This window comes from Streptomyces sp. NPDC052225 (assembly GCF_040679615.1).
GTDB lineage: Bacteria > Actinomycetota > Actinomycetes > Streptomycetales > Streptomycetaceae > Streptomyces.
This window is the reverse complement of sequence record NZ_JBFAVD010000021.1, coordinates 86767-99979: the sequence shown is the minus strand read 5'-3', so window position 1 is coordinate 99979 and position 13213 is coordinate 86767. Positions and strand designations below refer to the sequence as shown.

Here is a 13213-nt window from a genome sequence, read left to right as displayed (position 1 = left end):
AGTACGGGCCGCATCCGGATCGACTCCGGATGCGGCCCGTACTCGTACGTGACGTGCGCGAACTACGCGAGTTCCGCGATGTCCTTGACGACGGAGAAGCCGAGACCGTACGCGCTCATGCCGCGTCCGTACGCGCCCAGGTGCACCCCGGCCTGCGTGGAGCCGGCGAGGACCCAGCCGTACTCGGACTCCCGGTAGTGGAACGGCGTCGGCACCCCGTCGACCGGCAGCGACAGCGTCGCCCAGTCCGAGGAGCCGAGATCGTCCGCGAGCACCCAGGCCGTCTCGGTCTGCTGGTCGAGCCAGTCGTCGCGCAGGGTGTGGTCCATCTGCCCCGGCCAGGTGAACGAGAGCAGTCCGACACCGGCCAGCCAGGCCGCTGATGAGACGGACGTCGCCTCCAGGACACCCGTGCCGTCGGAGCTGCGCCGCACCGGATTCGCGGCGACGGTCACCACGACCGCGAACCGCTCGGTGTCCTCCGTGCCTTCGCTGCGGACGGAGGGCTCGTCACCGTGCCCGATCGAACCGTGCTCGACGGAACCGTCCGCCGTGGTGCCGACCTGCATCAGCCAGCGCGGTCCCGTGAAGGCCTCGTCGAGGCCGTACCACGGGAAGGGCGCCAGCAGGTAGCCGTCGACCGTGCGCCGGGCCGTGGGAACCTGACCGGCCCCCTCGGTGGCCGGCGCCTGCGCGCCCACCCGACTCGTCGTCTCCATGTACCCGGCCGCCTCCTCGCTCAGTTACGGACCGGAGCGGCCCGCCCCCCTCGGGCGTTCTCACGTCCGGTCCGCGCAACAACAAGGCAGGATGCCACACCGGGTCCAGGAGGCCCGGTTCCACCGGTGTGGTTCAGGTCGCGTCGGGCGGGGTTCAGGTCGCGTCGACGTCGAAGGGCGGCGGCTCGACGGCGGCCGGCTTGTCCGCCTTCTGCATGTCGATCTTCGCGGGCTGCTCGGTGCGCTTCTGCATGTCGACGCTGCCGGCCGCGGTGCCCGACGAACCCGATTCCTCCAGGTCGCCCACGGTCTTCACCGCGTCGCCGACCTCGGCCATCTCCTTCTTCAGGTCGAAGCCGTTGCGGATCTCCTTGAGCCCCAGCTCGTCGCTGTCCAGCTGCTTGCGGATGAACGTCTTGGGGTTCAGGTCCTCGAACTCGAAGTCCTTGAATTCCGGGCCGAGTTCATTGCGGATGTCCTGCTTGGCGCTGTCCGAGAACTCGCGGATCTTACGGATCGTGCGCGAGACGTCCTGGATGACCTGCGGCAGCTTGTCGGGACCGAAGACGAGGACGGCCAGCACGACCAGCGCTATGACCTCCGGCAGGCCAATGTCGTTGAACACCTTGATCTCCTAGCGTGTCCTCGGCCCGCGGTCGGTCTTCAGTAGCAGGTCTTCGGCAGGGTCCGGCATCGGACCGGGTCCACGGTACCCGCCGATCCTGTCCATTTGGTAGCCACTGGGATACGTCCGAGATCGGCTCGGCCCGTATCTCCGGTCAGTTGCCGTCGGCCGAACCGAGAACAAGCGTCACTTTCCGGTCTTTTCCGCCTCGTTCGAGTGTGAGGTCCAGCTTGTCGCCGGGGCGATGGGCGCGGATCTTGACGATGAGTTCCTCGCCGGAGTGGACGCGGGTGCCGTCCACCGCGGTGATCACGTCGTGCGGTTCGATGCCGGCCTTGTCGCCGGGGCCGCCGGGGCTGACGGCCGAGCCGCCGCTGTTGCCCTTCGCTCCGACGCGGGCGCCGTCGCCGTTGTAGTCCATGTCGAGGGTGACGCCGATCACCGGGTGGGTGGCCTTGCCGGTGTTGATGAGCTCTTCGGCGACGCGCTTGGCCTGGTTGATGGGGATCGCGAAGCCGAGGCCGATCGAACCGGACTGGCCGCCCTCCAGCTCCGAGCCGCTGTCGGCGGAGCGGATCGCGCTGTTGATGCCGATGACGCGGGCCCGGGAGTCGACGAGCGGGCCGCCTGAGTTGCCCGGGTTGATGGGGGCGTCGGTCTGCAACGCGTCGACATAGCTGACGTCGCTGCCGTCCCCCTTCTCACCGCCCGCCGTGATGGGCCGCTCCTTGGCGCTGATGATGCCGGAGGTGACCGTGTTGGCCAGGTCGAAGGGGGCGCCGATGGCCACGACGGGGTCGCCGACCTGCACGTTCTCGGAGTTGCCGAGGGGCAGGGGCTTCAGCCCGCGTACGCCCTTGACCTTGATGACGGCGAGGTCGTAGCCGGTGTCGTGCCCGACCACCTCGGCGTCGGCGCTCTCGCCTCCGGCGAAGGTGACCGATATCTCACCGCTGCTGCCCGCGGGTTTCACGACGTGGTTGTTCGTGAGGATGTGGCCGCGGCTGTCGAGGACGAAGCCGGTGCCGGTGCCCTGCTCCGCCGAACCGCTGGTGTGGATCGTGACGACGCCGGGCAGGGCGCGGGCTGCGATGCCCGCGACGCTGCCGGGAGCACGGTGCGTGGACTCGGCGCCGGCCTGCGGGAGTTGGACCTCCGTGCCGCCGTTGCGCTCCAGGTAGGAGCCGAGGGCGCCGCCGACGCCACCGGACACGACGGCGATCAGCACGGCGGCGAGCACCAGGCCGCGCCGCCGCCGCACCGGCTTCCCCCCGACGGGCCCACCACTCTGCGACAGGGAGACGGGCCCGGCCCAGGGGTCGTACTGCTGCCAGGGCCCGGCCGGGGGGGGAGGGGCGGCGGCCAGGTGCGGGGTGGTCTGCTGCGAGGTGGGCGGCTGCGGGGTCAGCGGGTGCGGGGCTGTCGGCAGGGGCGCCGGAGCCGTGGCGTACGGCGGCTGCGGGGCCGGCGTGCCGTGGGCCGGGGTGGCAGCCGGGTGCTGCACGGGCGGCGCGGGGGCCCACGGCCCCGGCTCCCCGTACGGCGGCGTGCTGTACGGGTCGGGGTCGTGCAGAGGACGCGGGGCGCCGCGCCCGGACTCGGCAACGGCACCGGGGGCGGGGCTGGTTGCGCCAGCCGCGGTGCCGGTGACAGCGGACGCGACGGCAGCCGGGTCCGGGCCCGGGCCGGTGCCGGTGCCGGTCGGCGCGGCAGCAGCCGGGGACGGGTCCGGGCCGGTGTCGATGCCGGTCGGCGCGGCGACAGCCGGGGTCGGGCCCAAGCCGCTATCGACGACGGCACCCGGCGACGAACCCGGCTCGCCGGCCATGTCAGCGGCGGGATCGGTGGCGTCCGGCGCGGCAGCCGGGGACGGGGCCGGGCCGGGCGGGGTTACGGCGTCCAGGGGCGCGGCAGCCGGGGACGCCCCGCCTCCCGCACCGGGCTCGGTGGCAGGCGCGGGTGCCTGGAGGTGCCAGTCGCCGTCACCGTCGTCCCCCACGGAGTGCCCCGTGTCCGGTCGGGGGCGGCTCCACCACTTGGCCTTCGTGGGCTTGCCCTCGTCCATGTCGCGCTGCTCTCCCCACACCTGGCCCGCGGCACCACGCCACGGGCTCCCACGCGCGATTCAACCAGGTTCGACCGCGGGAGCGCAGGGGCGTCAGCGGAGCGAGGACGGGCGGGACGACGCGGTCGGCGCGGAGACGGGCGACGCGGCGAGCCCCGACGACGTCCCCTCGAAGGCGGTCGCCTCTGCGGCCGGCACATACGTGTCCTGCGCCGGGCGTATCAGCGGCGACATGCGTGCGGCGCCGGACAGCAGCGGGCTCGGGAACGGATACGTGGCGCTGTCCGCGTGGCCGCCACCGGGCAGCAGGGGCGCGCTCGCCTCCCTCGGCGAGACCGGTGCCGCGAGGGCGCCACCGCTCTGGCCGAGCAGCGGGGCCAGCGTACGGCGCCGCTGGGCCTCCGGCGTCGAGGCCGTGCCCGCGGCCTGGCTGCGCAGGGGCGTGACATTGCTGCCGCCGCCGCGCGCGTCCGACGCGTCGACCGGGGCGCCGGCCGAGACGCCGCCGAGCGCGATCGCGGCCAGCGAGACGGCCCCGGCCGCGGCGAACGCGAAGCGGCGCGAGCGCGAGGCCCGGTCGCTGTCGTGCCGGTCGGAACGGCCCACCTCGTGGATACGGAAGCCGCGCTGCGCACTGGGCAGCACGGCGGCGTGCGCCCCGGCCGGTGCGTAGCCGAACGGCTCGGGGTCCACGTCGAAGACGCCTTGCCCGAAGCCCCGGACGCTGCCGAAGGCGCGGCCGGTGGCGAACCCGCCGCCCCCGAAGGACGGCGTGCCGCCGTCACCGTCACCTCCCGCGGGAAGCCCCTGAAGGCGGGCGAGGAAGCTCTCGGAGGGCGGCGGCGGGGCCGCCTCGGCGAAGACACTCTTGAGGCGGCGCTGCGCGTCGGCCTCGGCCTTGCACTTCGCACAGGTCGCCAGGTGCGCGAGCACACGCTCGCGGGCGTCATGGTCCAACTCGCCGTCGACCAGAGCGGCCAGCCTGTCCCCCAGGTGCTGATCGGCCGCGGTCTGTTGGCGCTCGGCAGGATTGAGACGTGATCCACTCACGCGGGCGCGCCCCCTCCTCCAAGGACGGGGATCCCCGTGGTCGCGAGCGTGCGGCGCTCGGCGCGGGCCTCGGGCGAACGGTGCTGCAGCGCCTTGCGCAGCTGCGAGCGGCCGCGGTGGATACGGCTGCGCACCGTGCCCAGCTTCACGCCCAGGGTCGCGGCGATCTCCTCGTACGAGAGTCCTTCGATGTCGCACAGCACGACGGCGGCGCGGAACTCGGGTGCGAGGGTGTCGAGGGCCTGCTGGACGTCGGCGTCGAAGTGCGCGTCGTTGAAGACCTGCTGCGGCGACGGGTCGCGGCTGGGCAGGCGCTCGGCCGCGTCGTCCCCGAGGGAGTCGAAGCGGATGCGCTGCTTGCGGCGGACCATGTCCAGGAACAGGTTCGTGGTGATGCGGTGCAGCCAGCCCTCGAACGTGCCGGGCGTGTACGTCGACAGGGAGCGGAAGACACGGACGAAGACCTCCTGCGTGAGGTCCTCGGCGTCGTGCTGGTTTCCGGTCAGTCGGTAGGCGAGCCGGTACACCCGGCCGCTGTGCGTGCTGACGATCTCCTCCCAGGTGGGCGGAGTCCACGCCTGCGATTCCGCATCAGCGGCAAAGGTCGCGGTCTGCTGCGCGGAGTCAGTGGTGCGGATTCGGTCAGCGGTGTCGGTCACAGATTTCGGCTCACCCGCCGACCTGAGAAAGCGCCGCAGCACTCCTCCCCGATCCACAGGCGCAGCCGCACCTCCCCTGTCGGCTCTGGTGGTGTCCAGCGGAGCCCCTACCATAGCCACCTCGCCCGTTAGCTCCGGATAAGCGTTTTTACTCAGATTTGCCGGTCGGCTCCCCGCCGCCCGCCTGCCCTCTTAAACGCCCGGTCCCATCTGCGAGTTCCCGCCACCAACGGATAAAGTCACGCGCAGGCAACCACGGGGACAGGAGAGGGCCATTACCGGCAACCGGCAGACGAGCTGGGCGTTCGCCGACGCCTTTGTCGCCGAGGACGACGCGGTGCGCTGGGCCCGGGACCGGGCCCGTGAGTCGGGACTGCGCTCGGTGTCCCCCGGCGCGGGCGCCGCGCTGCGGATGCTCGCTGCCACGGTGGACGCGAAAGCCGTCGCCGAGATCGGTACGGGCACGGGCGTGTCCGGAATCCATCTTCTGCACGGGATGCGGCCCGACGGCGTCCTGACGACGGTCGATCCGGAGCCCGAGCGGCAGCAGTTCGCCCGGCAGGCGTTCCGCGCGGCCGGCTTCGCCAGCAACCGGGCCAGGTTCATCCCGGGGCGGGCGCTCGACGTGCTCCCGCGGCTCGCGGACAGCGGCTACGACCTGGTTTTCTGCGACGGCGACCGGATGGAGTCCCTGGACTACCTCGCTGAATCGTTGCGCCTGCTGCGGCCCGGGGGCCTGGTCTGCTTCGAGGGCGTCTTCGCCGACGGCCGGACCGTCGACTCCGGTCCGCAGCCGGTGGAAGTGGTGCGTCTGCGGGAGCTGCTGCGCGCGGTGCGGGAGTCGCCCGAGCTGGTGCCGTCCCTGCTTCCCGTCGGCGACGGGCTGCTCTGCGCCGTCAAGCGCTGAACCTGCCCGAACCCGCCCCAGAGCCCCTCTGACCTGCGAACACACGACTGCCCCGGCACCGAATGTGTGCCGGGGCAGTCGAAAAGGTATGGTCGCTTCCGCGTCAGCCGACGACCTTCTTCAGGGCGTCGCCGAGGGCATCGGCCTCGTCCGGCGTCAGCTCTACCACGAGCCGACCGCCGCCTTCGAGCGGAACGCGCATGACGATGCCCCGCCCCTCCTTTGTCACCTCGAGCGGGCCGTCACCCGTTCGCGGCTTCATGGCCGCCATGCTCGTTCCCCTTCCTGAAACCAGCTCATCGGTAGCCGACGGCCCTCTGGATGGGCACACGTCACCGGCATCGAACACATTGCTTCCAGGCCATTATCCCGCATCAGCGGACCCGATGACCAACATCAGTCGGCATCGCTTGCGCAACGCGCTTGAGCAAAACCACTCAATTCGGCGATGTGACTGCGATACTGCGCCTCCTTCGCACCCCTCCCGGAGCGGAATTGTTTGACGCAGGTCACACGCCGGGGGCGTTCCGCGGGCCGTGATCTCCGTCATGCTGAGCACGACGACTAAGCAACCGCATAGGAGGAGTCCCATGGCCGACACCGTGCTCTACGAGGTGAGTGACGGGCTCGCGACGATCACGCTGAACCGCCCCGAGGCGATGAACGCGATGAACACCGAGGCCAAGGTCGCCCTCCGCGACGCGGTGCAGTCGGCCGCGGCCGACGAGGCGGTGCGGGCGGTGCTGCTGACCGCGGCCGGCGAGCGGGCGTTCTGTGTGGGCCAGGACCTCAAGGAGCACGTGGGGTCGCTGATGGCCGACCGCGCGGACGGCAAGGGCCGCACCATGAACACGGTGCGCGAGCACTACAACCCGATCGTGCGGGCGCTGACCGGCATGCGGAAGCCGGTCGTGGCCGCGGTGAACGGCGTGGCGGCCGGCGCGGGCTTCGGCTTCGCGCTCTGCGCGGACTACCGGATCGCCGCCGACCACGCGTCGTTCAACACCTCGTTCGCGGGTGTCGCGCTGACCGCCGACTCCGGCGTGTCCTGGACGCTGCCGCGGCTGATCGGGCCCGGCCGCGCCACCGACCTGCTGCTCTTCCCGCGCTCCCTCAAGGTGCAGGAGGCGTACGAGCTCGGCATCGTGAACCGGGTCGTGCCCGGGGCCGAACTCGCCGCCGAGGCGCTGAAGGTGGCCCGCACGCTCGCCGAGGGCCCGACCGTCGCCTACGCGGCGCTCAAGGAGGCGGTGGCGTACTCCGCCGACCACTCCCTGGACGAGACCCTCGACAAGGAGGACGAGCTCCAGACGCGGGCCGGTGCGTCCGAGGACCACACCATCGCCGTCCAGGCCTTCCTCGCCAAGGAGAAGCCGAAGTACCTCGGGCGCTAGGGCTTCTTGGTGCGGGCTGTGCAGTCGGCCAGGTGGTCGTCGACCAGCCCGCACGCCTGCATCAGGGCGTAGGCCGTGGTCGGGCCGACGAAGCGCAGGCCGCGCTTCTTCAGCTCCTTGGACAGGGCCGTGGACTCGTCGGTGATCGCGGCCACGTCGCCGAGCACCTTCGGGACCGGGCGGTCCACCGGGTCCGGGGCGAACGACCAGATCAGCGCGTCGAGTTCACCGGGCGACCAGTCCGCGAGCACGCGCGCGTTGGCGAGTGTCGCGTCGACCTTGGAGCGGTTGCGGATGATGCCCGGGTCGGCGAGGAGCCGCTCGCGGTCGGCTTCCGTGAAGGCGGCCACGTCGGCGATCTTGAACCCGGAGAACGCGGCACGGAAGGTCTCGCGGCGGCGCAGGATCGTGATCCAGGACAGCCCCGACTGGAACGCCTCCAGGGACAGCCGCTCGAAGAGCGCGTCGTCGCCGTGGACCGGGCGGCCCCACTCCTCGTCGTGGTACGCCACGTAGTCCTCGGTCGACAGACCCCAGGGGCAGCGCAGTTTCCCGTCGGGCCCGGGGATCGCGGCGCCCGGCACCGGCTCGCTCACCGGAAGTCCCCGTCCTGCTCGCCCTGGTACCCGCCGGGCGGCGCGAAGCCGCGCGGATCGGGCTGCGGGTCGACGGGCTGCCGGGCCGCGCGCGCGTGGGCCGCGGCGAGAGCCGCCTCCAGCTCCCCGATGCGGGCCTCGCGCTCGGCGAGTTCGGCACCGAGGCGGTTCAGCGCGTCGTCCACCTCCGCCATGCGGTAGCCGCGCACGGCCGTGGGCAGGCGCAGCGCCTCCACGTCGGCGGGGACCAGGGGGCGGTCCGGCGGCAGCGGGTCGGCGTAGAACTGGGACGGCTCGTCGCGCAGCGCGCCGCCGTCACCGCCGCCGAGGACCGCGAGCGTCACCGCGGCGACCACCACGACCAGCGCGGCGACCAGAAACAAGAACATGACCATCTCTGCTGTCCCCTGGCTCGACCGGGCTGGCCATCAGTGCAGCCCGAAACCGTCAGGCTCCGATCGTGCCATGCCGCACCGACAGTTAAGGTCGCAGGCGACCGTTCACGAGGAATCCGAGGGAGAGTCACAGGGGATGCTCAGGCTGGGCCGGCGCGAATTCGGCGCTCACGAACCGGTGATCATGGCGATCGTCAACCGGACCCCGGACTCCTTCTACGACCAGGGCGCCACGTTCCAGGACGAGCCCGCCCTCGCCCGCGTCGAGCAGGCGGTGGCCGAGGGCGCCGCGATCGTCGACATCGGCGGCGTGAAGGCGGGGCCCGGCGAGGAGGTCGACGCCGAGGAAGAGGCACGGCGCACCGTCGGCTTCGTCGCGGAGGTGCGGCGGCGCTTCCCTGACGTGATCATCAGCGTCGACACCTGGCGGCACGAGGTGGGCGAGGCCGTGTGCGAGGCCGGCGCGGATCTCCTCAACGACGCGTGGGGCGGCGTCGACCCGAAGCTCGCCGAGGTCGCGGCCCGCTACAAGGTCGGCATCGTGTGCACGCACGCGGGCGGCGCCGAGCCCCGTACCCGGCCGCACCGGGCCACGTACGACGACGTGATGGCGGACATCCTGGACGTGACGGTCGGCTACGCGGAGCGGGCCGTGGCGCTCGGGGTGCCGCGCGAGTCCGTGCTGATCGACCCGGGGCACGACTTCGGGAAGAACACGCGGCACTCCCTGGAGGCGACGCGACGCCTTCCGGAGATGGTGGAGACCGGATGGCCGGTGCTCGTCTCCCTGTCCAACAAGGACTTCGTCGGCGAGACGCTCGACAAGCCGGTCAAGGAGCGGGTCATCGGGACGCTGGCGACGACGGCGGTCTCGGCGTGGCTGGGGGCGCAGGTCTACCGGGTGCACGAGGTCGCCGAGACGCGGCAGGTGCTCGACATGGTGGCGTCCATCGCGGGACACCGGCCCCCGGCGGTCGCCCGCCGGGGGCTCGCCTAGCAGCCCGCTACTTGCCGGTCTCCTTGGTGACCAGCGTGATCGCCTCCTCCACGTCGTCCGTGACGTGGAAGAGCAGCAGGTCGGCCTCGCTGGCCTTGCCCTGGGCGATCACCGTGTCCTTGAGCCAGTCGACCAGGCCGCTCCAGTACTGCGTACCGAAGAGGACGATCGGGAAGCGGGTCACCTTCGTGGTCTGGACGAGGGTGAGCGCTTCGAAGAGCTCGTCCAGCGTGCCGAGGCCGCCGGGCAGGACCACGAAACCCTGCGCGTACTTGACGAACATCGTCTTCCGCACGAAGAAGTAGCGGAAGTTGAGGCCCAGGTCGACGTACGGGTTGAGGCCCTGCTCGAAGGGCAGCTCGATGCCGAGGCCGACCGAGATGCCCTTGGCCTCCACGGCGCCCTGGTTGGCGGCCTGCATGGCGCCGGGGCCGCCGCCCGTGATGACCGCGAACCCGGCCTCCACGAGGGCCTTGCCGATGGCGACGCCCGCCGCGTACTCCGGTGAGTCCACCGGCGTACGGGCGGAGCCGAACACGCTGATCGCGGGCGGCAGTTCGGCCAGGGTGCCGAAGCCCTCGATGAACTCCGACTGGATGCGCAGCACCCGCCACGGATCGGTGTGGACCCAGCCCGAGGGCCCTTCGGTGTCGAGCAGACGCTGGTCACTCGTCCCGGGCTGCACCTGATCGCGGCGCCGGACCACCGGCCCCGTCCGCTGCTCCACAGGACGTCGCTTGCCCTCCGGGTTGCTCATCGTCTGCTCCCTCCATGCGCAGGTATCACGCGCTTACGTAGAGCAAGGGTAGGTCTACGCGGGTTACATACGAGGGACCTCGGCGTATCAGGCGTCGGAGGATCAGGAAGCCGTGAGCCATGCGGCGAGGCGCTTCTCCGCTTCCAGGATGAGCGCGGTGTCGACGCGCTCGTCGATCTTGTGGGCGTAGATCGGGTTGCCGGGTCCGTAGTTCACCGCGGGGACGCCGAGCGCGCTGAAGCGGGAGACGTCCGTCCAGCCGAACTTGGGGCGTGCCTCGCCGCCGACGGCGGCCATGAAAGCGGCCGCCACGGGGTGGGTGAGGCCGGGCCGGGCGCCACCTGTGTGGTCGTCCACGATGAACTCGTCGATCGGGCAGTCGGCGAAGAAGTCGCGGACGAACTGCTCGGCCTCCTCCATCGAACGGTCCGGCGCGTAGCGGAAGTTGACGGTCACCGCGCAGTCGTCGGGGATGACGTTCGTGGCGACGAAGCCCTCGATACGCACCGCATTGAGTCCCTCGTGGAACTCCAGGCCGTCGACGACCGGCTTGCGCGGCTCGTACGCGGCGAGCTTCTCCAGGATCGGGGACGCCGCATGAATGGCGTTCTTTCCCATCCACGCGCGCGCGGAGTGCGCCCGCTCGCCCTTCGTCTTCAGGATGACGCGCAGCGTGCCCTGGCAGCCGCCCTCGACCTCGCCCTCGGTGCCCTCCAGGAGGATGGCGAAGTCGCCCTCCAGCCAGTCGGGGTGCGCGTCGGCCACATGGCCCAGGCCGTTCAGGTGCGCGGCGACCTCTTCGTTGTCGTAGAAGACGAACGTGAGGTCGCGGTTGGGTTCGATGATCGTCTGCGCGATACGGAGCTGGACCGCGACGCCCGACTTCATGTCGCTGGTGCCGCAGCCCCACAGGACGCCGTCCTCGTCGAGGCGCGAGGGGACGTTGTCGGCGATCGGGACCGTGTCGATGTGACCGGCGAGGATGACGCGCTCGGCGCGGCCCAGGTGCGTGCGCGCCACCACGTTGTTGCCGTACCGGTCGACCGTGAGGTGCGGCAGGGCGCGCAGGGCCTCCTCCACGGCGTCGGCCAGCTCTTTCTCGCTGCCGCTGGGCGAGGGGAAGTCGACCAGCTGGGCGGTGAGGCGGGCGGCGTCCTGGGTGAGGTCAAGCGGCGTACGGTCCATGCCGTCGACCCTATATCCCGTGCGGGGACAGGCCTGTCCCCGTCCACGGCGGCCTCCAGTACCTTGGACGCGTGCCTGAGCCCCCCACCCTCGTCCGGCGCGGCCGCCTCCTGCGTATCGCAGCGGCTGCCGTCGTGCTGCTCGCCGTCGCCGCGTACGTGGCCGTCCAGTACGCCACCGGGGGCCGCGGCACGCCGAGATGCGTGGTCGTCTCGGCCAACGGGGACGGGGCGTCCTACGAGTTCACGGCCGAGCAGGCGGTGAACGCGGCGACGATCTCCGCCGTCGGCACCTCGCGCGGCATGCCCGAGCGGGCCGTCACGATCGCCCTCGCGACCGCGCTCCAGGAGTCGGGGCTGCGCAACATCCGTCACGGTGACCGGGATTCGCTGGGCCTGTTCCAGCAGCGGCCATCGGAGGGCTGGGGCACCGAGAAGCAGATCATGGACCCGGTGTACGCGGCGGACCGGTTCTACGCGCATCTGGCGAAGGTCCCCGGCTACTCGCGGCTGCCGCTGACGGTGGCCGCGCAGCGCGTGCAGCGCAGCGGCTTCCCGCAGGCGTACGCCAAGCACGAGCCGGACGCGACGCTGCTCGCCGCCTCGCTGACCGGGCGGGCCGCGGCGTCCCTGACCTGCGAGGGGCGGCCGAGCGGCGCGGACGGCGCGCAGGCCGGCGATCCCGCGCGTGTGAAGAGCGCGCTCGTACGGGACTTCGGCCGTGGGGTGACACCGGCCGCGCCCCGGGGCGGGCGCTCCGTCCGCGTGCCCGTGCCCTCGACCGTGGACTCCGCGGCGGGCGGGGAGCGGCAGCGCGGCTGGGAGCTGGCGCAGTGGGCGGTGGCCAACTCGTCCGCGTTGCACATCGAACGTGTCTCCTACGCGGGCCACGAGTGGAGCGCGGGCCAGAGGGGGAATGCATGGCGCAGGGCGGGTGCGAAGTCCGGTGCCGCGTCCGGCTCCGAGGCCTCGACGTCGGTCGACGAGGTTCGAATCGTCACTGGGCAGTAGTGCGGGCGATCACTCGATAGGGGCACGTGGATCATGCCCGGGTGACGTCGTCGACGGCTTTCCCCGCAGGATGCGGCGTCATCCTCAAACCCCTTGCCAGTAAAGGGCTGTAAGGATTTTTCAGGGCTGCGGAACCGGTGGTGTTTGCCCGTTTTTATCCGTAGCCGATTATGTGACGCATTGCCAACCCTTTACGTCGGGGACCCGCAACCTTCCTGGGCCTTGGGGCTGTTGTCACGGCGTCCGACCGCCGAGCGGCCCGAGCCGAACGGCGGACGGACAGCCAACGTTCTCTCCCGTCTAAGGAGCATCATGTCCCTCCCCCTGACCCGCCGGATCGCCCGTGTCGCGCTGCTCGTCGCGGCGGGAGCGGCGCCCGTGGTCGGTGCGGCCGGCTCCGCGAGCGCCGCAGACCTCCCGGCTGCCCCCAACCTGGGCGGTCTGACCGCTCTGGACGGTGCGGGCCTGGGTGACACCGTCGACGGTGCGGCTCAGAACGTCAGCGGGCTCGCGGGCGACACCGGCAGCAAGACCGTCAAGAAGGCCGTGCCGACGGCGGGCAAGGCGGTCGGCAAGGGCGCCAAGACCGCTACGCCGGCCGCGCAGAAGGCCGCGGGTGACCTGGCCGGCAGCGCGGGTGACGTGGTCGGTGAGACGGCCGGGACGGCGACCAAGGGCGGTCTGCCGGTCGCCGGTGGCGGGCTGCCCACCGACTCGCTCACCAAGGGTGGGCTGCCGGGTGTCGGTGGCGGGCTGCCGACCGACCAGCTGCCGGTCAAGGGTCTGCCGGTCGGCTGACCGCCGCACTTGCCGAACCGGGGTGCCCGGAGCCGTTCAGCTCCGGGCACCCCGGT

At 71.7% G+C, this 13213-nt stretch carries 15 protein-coding genes; 5 read left to right on the top strand and 10 right to left on the bottom strand.

The window, feature by feature from the left end; translation table 11 throughout:
* Nucleotides 1-62: 62 nt before the first annotated feature.
* From AB0L37_RS27375 to sigE, 5 genes are all read right to left on the bottom strand, one after another.
* The gene (locus AB0L37_RS27375) at nt 63-719 is read right to left on the bottom strand and encodes a hypothetical protein (protein WP_365510748.1); all 657 of its coding nucleotides are present in this window, start codon (nt 717-719) and stop codon (nt 63-65) included.
* A 154-nt stretch (nt 720-873) separates the two neighbouring features.
* On the bottom strand, nt 874-1344 hold the full coding sequence (locus AB0L37_RS27370) for a sec-independent translocase (RefSeq protein WP_365510745.1): 471 nt from the start codon (nt 1342-1344) through the stop codon (nt 874-876).
* A gap of 154 nt (nt 1345-1498) precedes the next feature.
* Nucleotides 1499-3409: a trypsin-like peptidase domain-containing protein gene (locus AB0L37_RS27365; protein WP_365510742.1), complete on the bottom strand. Its 1911-nt coding sequence runs from the start codon at nt 3407-3409 to the stop codon at nt 1499-1501.
* 93 nt (nt 3410-3502) lie between these two features.
* Nucleotides 3503-4459, bottom strand: a complete 957-nt coding sequence (locus AB0L37_RS27360) for a zf-HC2 domain-containing protein (RefSeq protein ID WP_365510739.1) — start codon at nt 4457-4459, stop codon at nt 3503-3505.
* The gene (gene sigE, locus AB0L37_RS27355; RefSeq protein WP_338700194.1) at nt 4456-5232 is read right to left on the bottom strand and encodes an RNA polymerase sigma factor SigE; all 777 of its coding nucleotides are present in this window, start codon (nt 5230-5232) and stop codon (nt 4456-4458) included. The genes AB0L37_RS27360 and sigE overlap by 4 nt, the downstream gene beginning before the upstream one ends.
* Nucleotides 5233-5326: 94 nt before the next feature.
* Between sigE and AB0L37_RS27350 the strand changes: the two genes are divergently transcribed.
* The gene (locus AB0L37_RS27350) at nt 5327-6025 is read left to right on the top strand and encodes an O-methyltransferase (protein ID WP_365510912.1); all 699 of its coding nucleotides are present in this window, start codon (nt 5327-5329) and stop codon (nt 6023-6025) included.
* A 103-nt stretch (nt 6026-6128) separates the two neighbouring features.
* Here the strand turns inward: AB0L37_RS27350 and AB0L37_RS27345 are convergent, their stop codons facing one another.
* A complete protein-coding gene (locus tag AB0L37_RS27345) occupies nt 6129-6296 on the bottom strand; it encodes a DUF3117 domain-containing protein (RefSeq protein ID WP_003966491.1) in 168 nt (55 codons plus the stop codon).
* Between the two features lie 319 nt (nt 6297-6615).
* On the opposite strand from AB0L37_RS27345, the gene AB0L37_RS27340 reads away from it, so the two are divergent.
* The gene (locus tag AB0L37_RS27340) at nt 6616-7419 is read left to right on the top strand and encodes an enoyl-CoA hydratase-related protein (protein WP_365510735.1); all 804 of its coding nucleotides are present in this window, start codon (nt 6616-6618) and stop codon (nt 7417-7419) included.
* On the opposite strand, the gene AB0L37_RS27335 is transcribed toward AB0L37_RS27340, so the two are convergent.
* On the bottom strand, nt 7416-8003 hold the full coding sequence (locus AB0L37_RS27335; protein WP_365510909.1) for a DNA-3-methyladenine glycosylase I: 588 nt from the start codon (nt 8001-8003) through the stop codon (nt 7416-7418). The genes AB0L37_RS27340 and AB0L37_RS27335 overlap by 4 nt on opposite strands.
* An 8-nt stretch (nt 8004-8011) precedes the next feature.
* A complete protein-coding gene (locus AB0L37_RS27330; RefSeq protein WP_365510733.1) occupies nt 8012-8410 on the bottom strand; it encodes a DivIVA domain-containing protein in 399 nt (132 codons plus the stop codon).
* Nucleotides 8411-8546: 136 nt separating this feature from the next.
* Here AB0L37_RS27330 and folP point away from each other — a divergent pair, with 136 nt between their 5' ends.
* A complete protein-coding gene (folP, locus tag AB0L37_RS27325) occupies nt 8547-9407 on the top strand; it encodes a dihydropteroate synthase (RefSeq protein WP_365510730.1) in 861 nt (286 codons plus the stop codon).
* Nucleotides 9408-9414: 7 nt separating this feature from the next.
* Here the strand turns inward: folP and AB0L37_RS27320 are convergent, their stop codons facing one another.
* Both AB0L37_RS27320 and dapE read right to left on the bottom strand, forming a co-directional pair.
* Nucleotides 9415-10164 (bottom strand): TIGR00730 family Rossman fold protein, encoded by a 750-nt coding sequence (locus tag AB0L37_RS27320; RefSeq protein ID WP_365510727.1) that lies wholly within the window; start codon nt 10162-10164, stop codon nt 9415-9417.
* Between the two features lie 102 nt (nt 10165-10266).
* Complete coding sequence (gene dapE, locus AB0L37_RS27315; protein ID WP_365510724.1) at nt 10267-11349, bottom strand: succinyl-diaminopimelate desuccinylase; 1083 nt, start codon at nt 11347-11349, stop codon at nt 10267-10269.
* A 71-nt stretch (nt 11350-11420) separates the two neighbouring features.
* Here dapE and AB0L37_RS27310 point away from each other — a divergent pair, with 71 nt between their 5' ends.
* Nucleotides 11421-12359, top strand: coding sequence for a heavy metal transporter (locus AB0L37_RS27310; protein ID WP_365510722.1), 939 nt, complete (start codon nt 11421-11423; stop codon nt 12357-12359).
* Between the two features lie 312 nt (nt 12360-12671).
* Nucleotides 12672-13157 carry an ATP-binding protein gene (locus tag AB0L37_RS27305; RefSeq protein ID WP_365510719.1) on the top strand — a complete coding sequence of 162 codons (486 nt, stop codon included), beginning with the start codon at nt 12672-12674 and terminating at the stop codon, nt 13155-13157.
* The last annotated feature ends 56 nt before the right edge of the window (nt 13158-13213 follow it).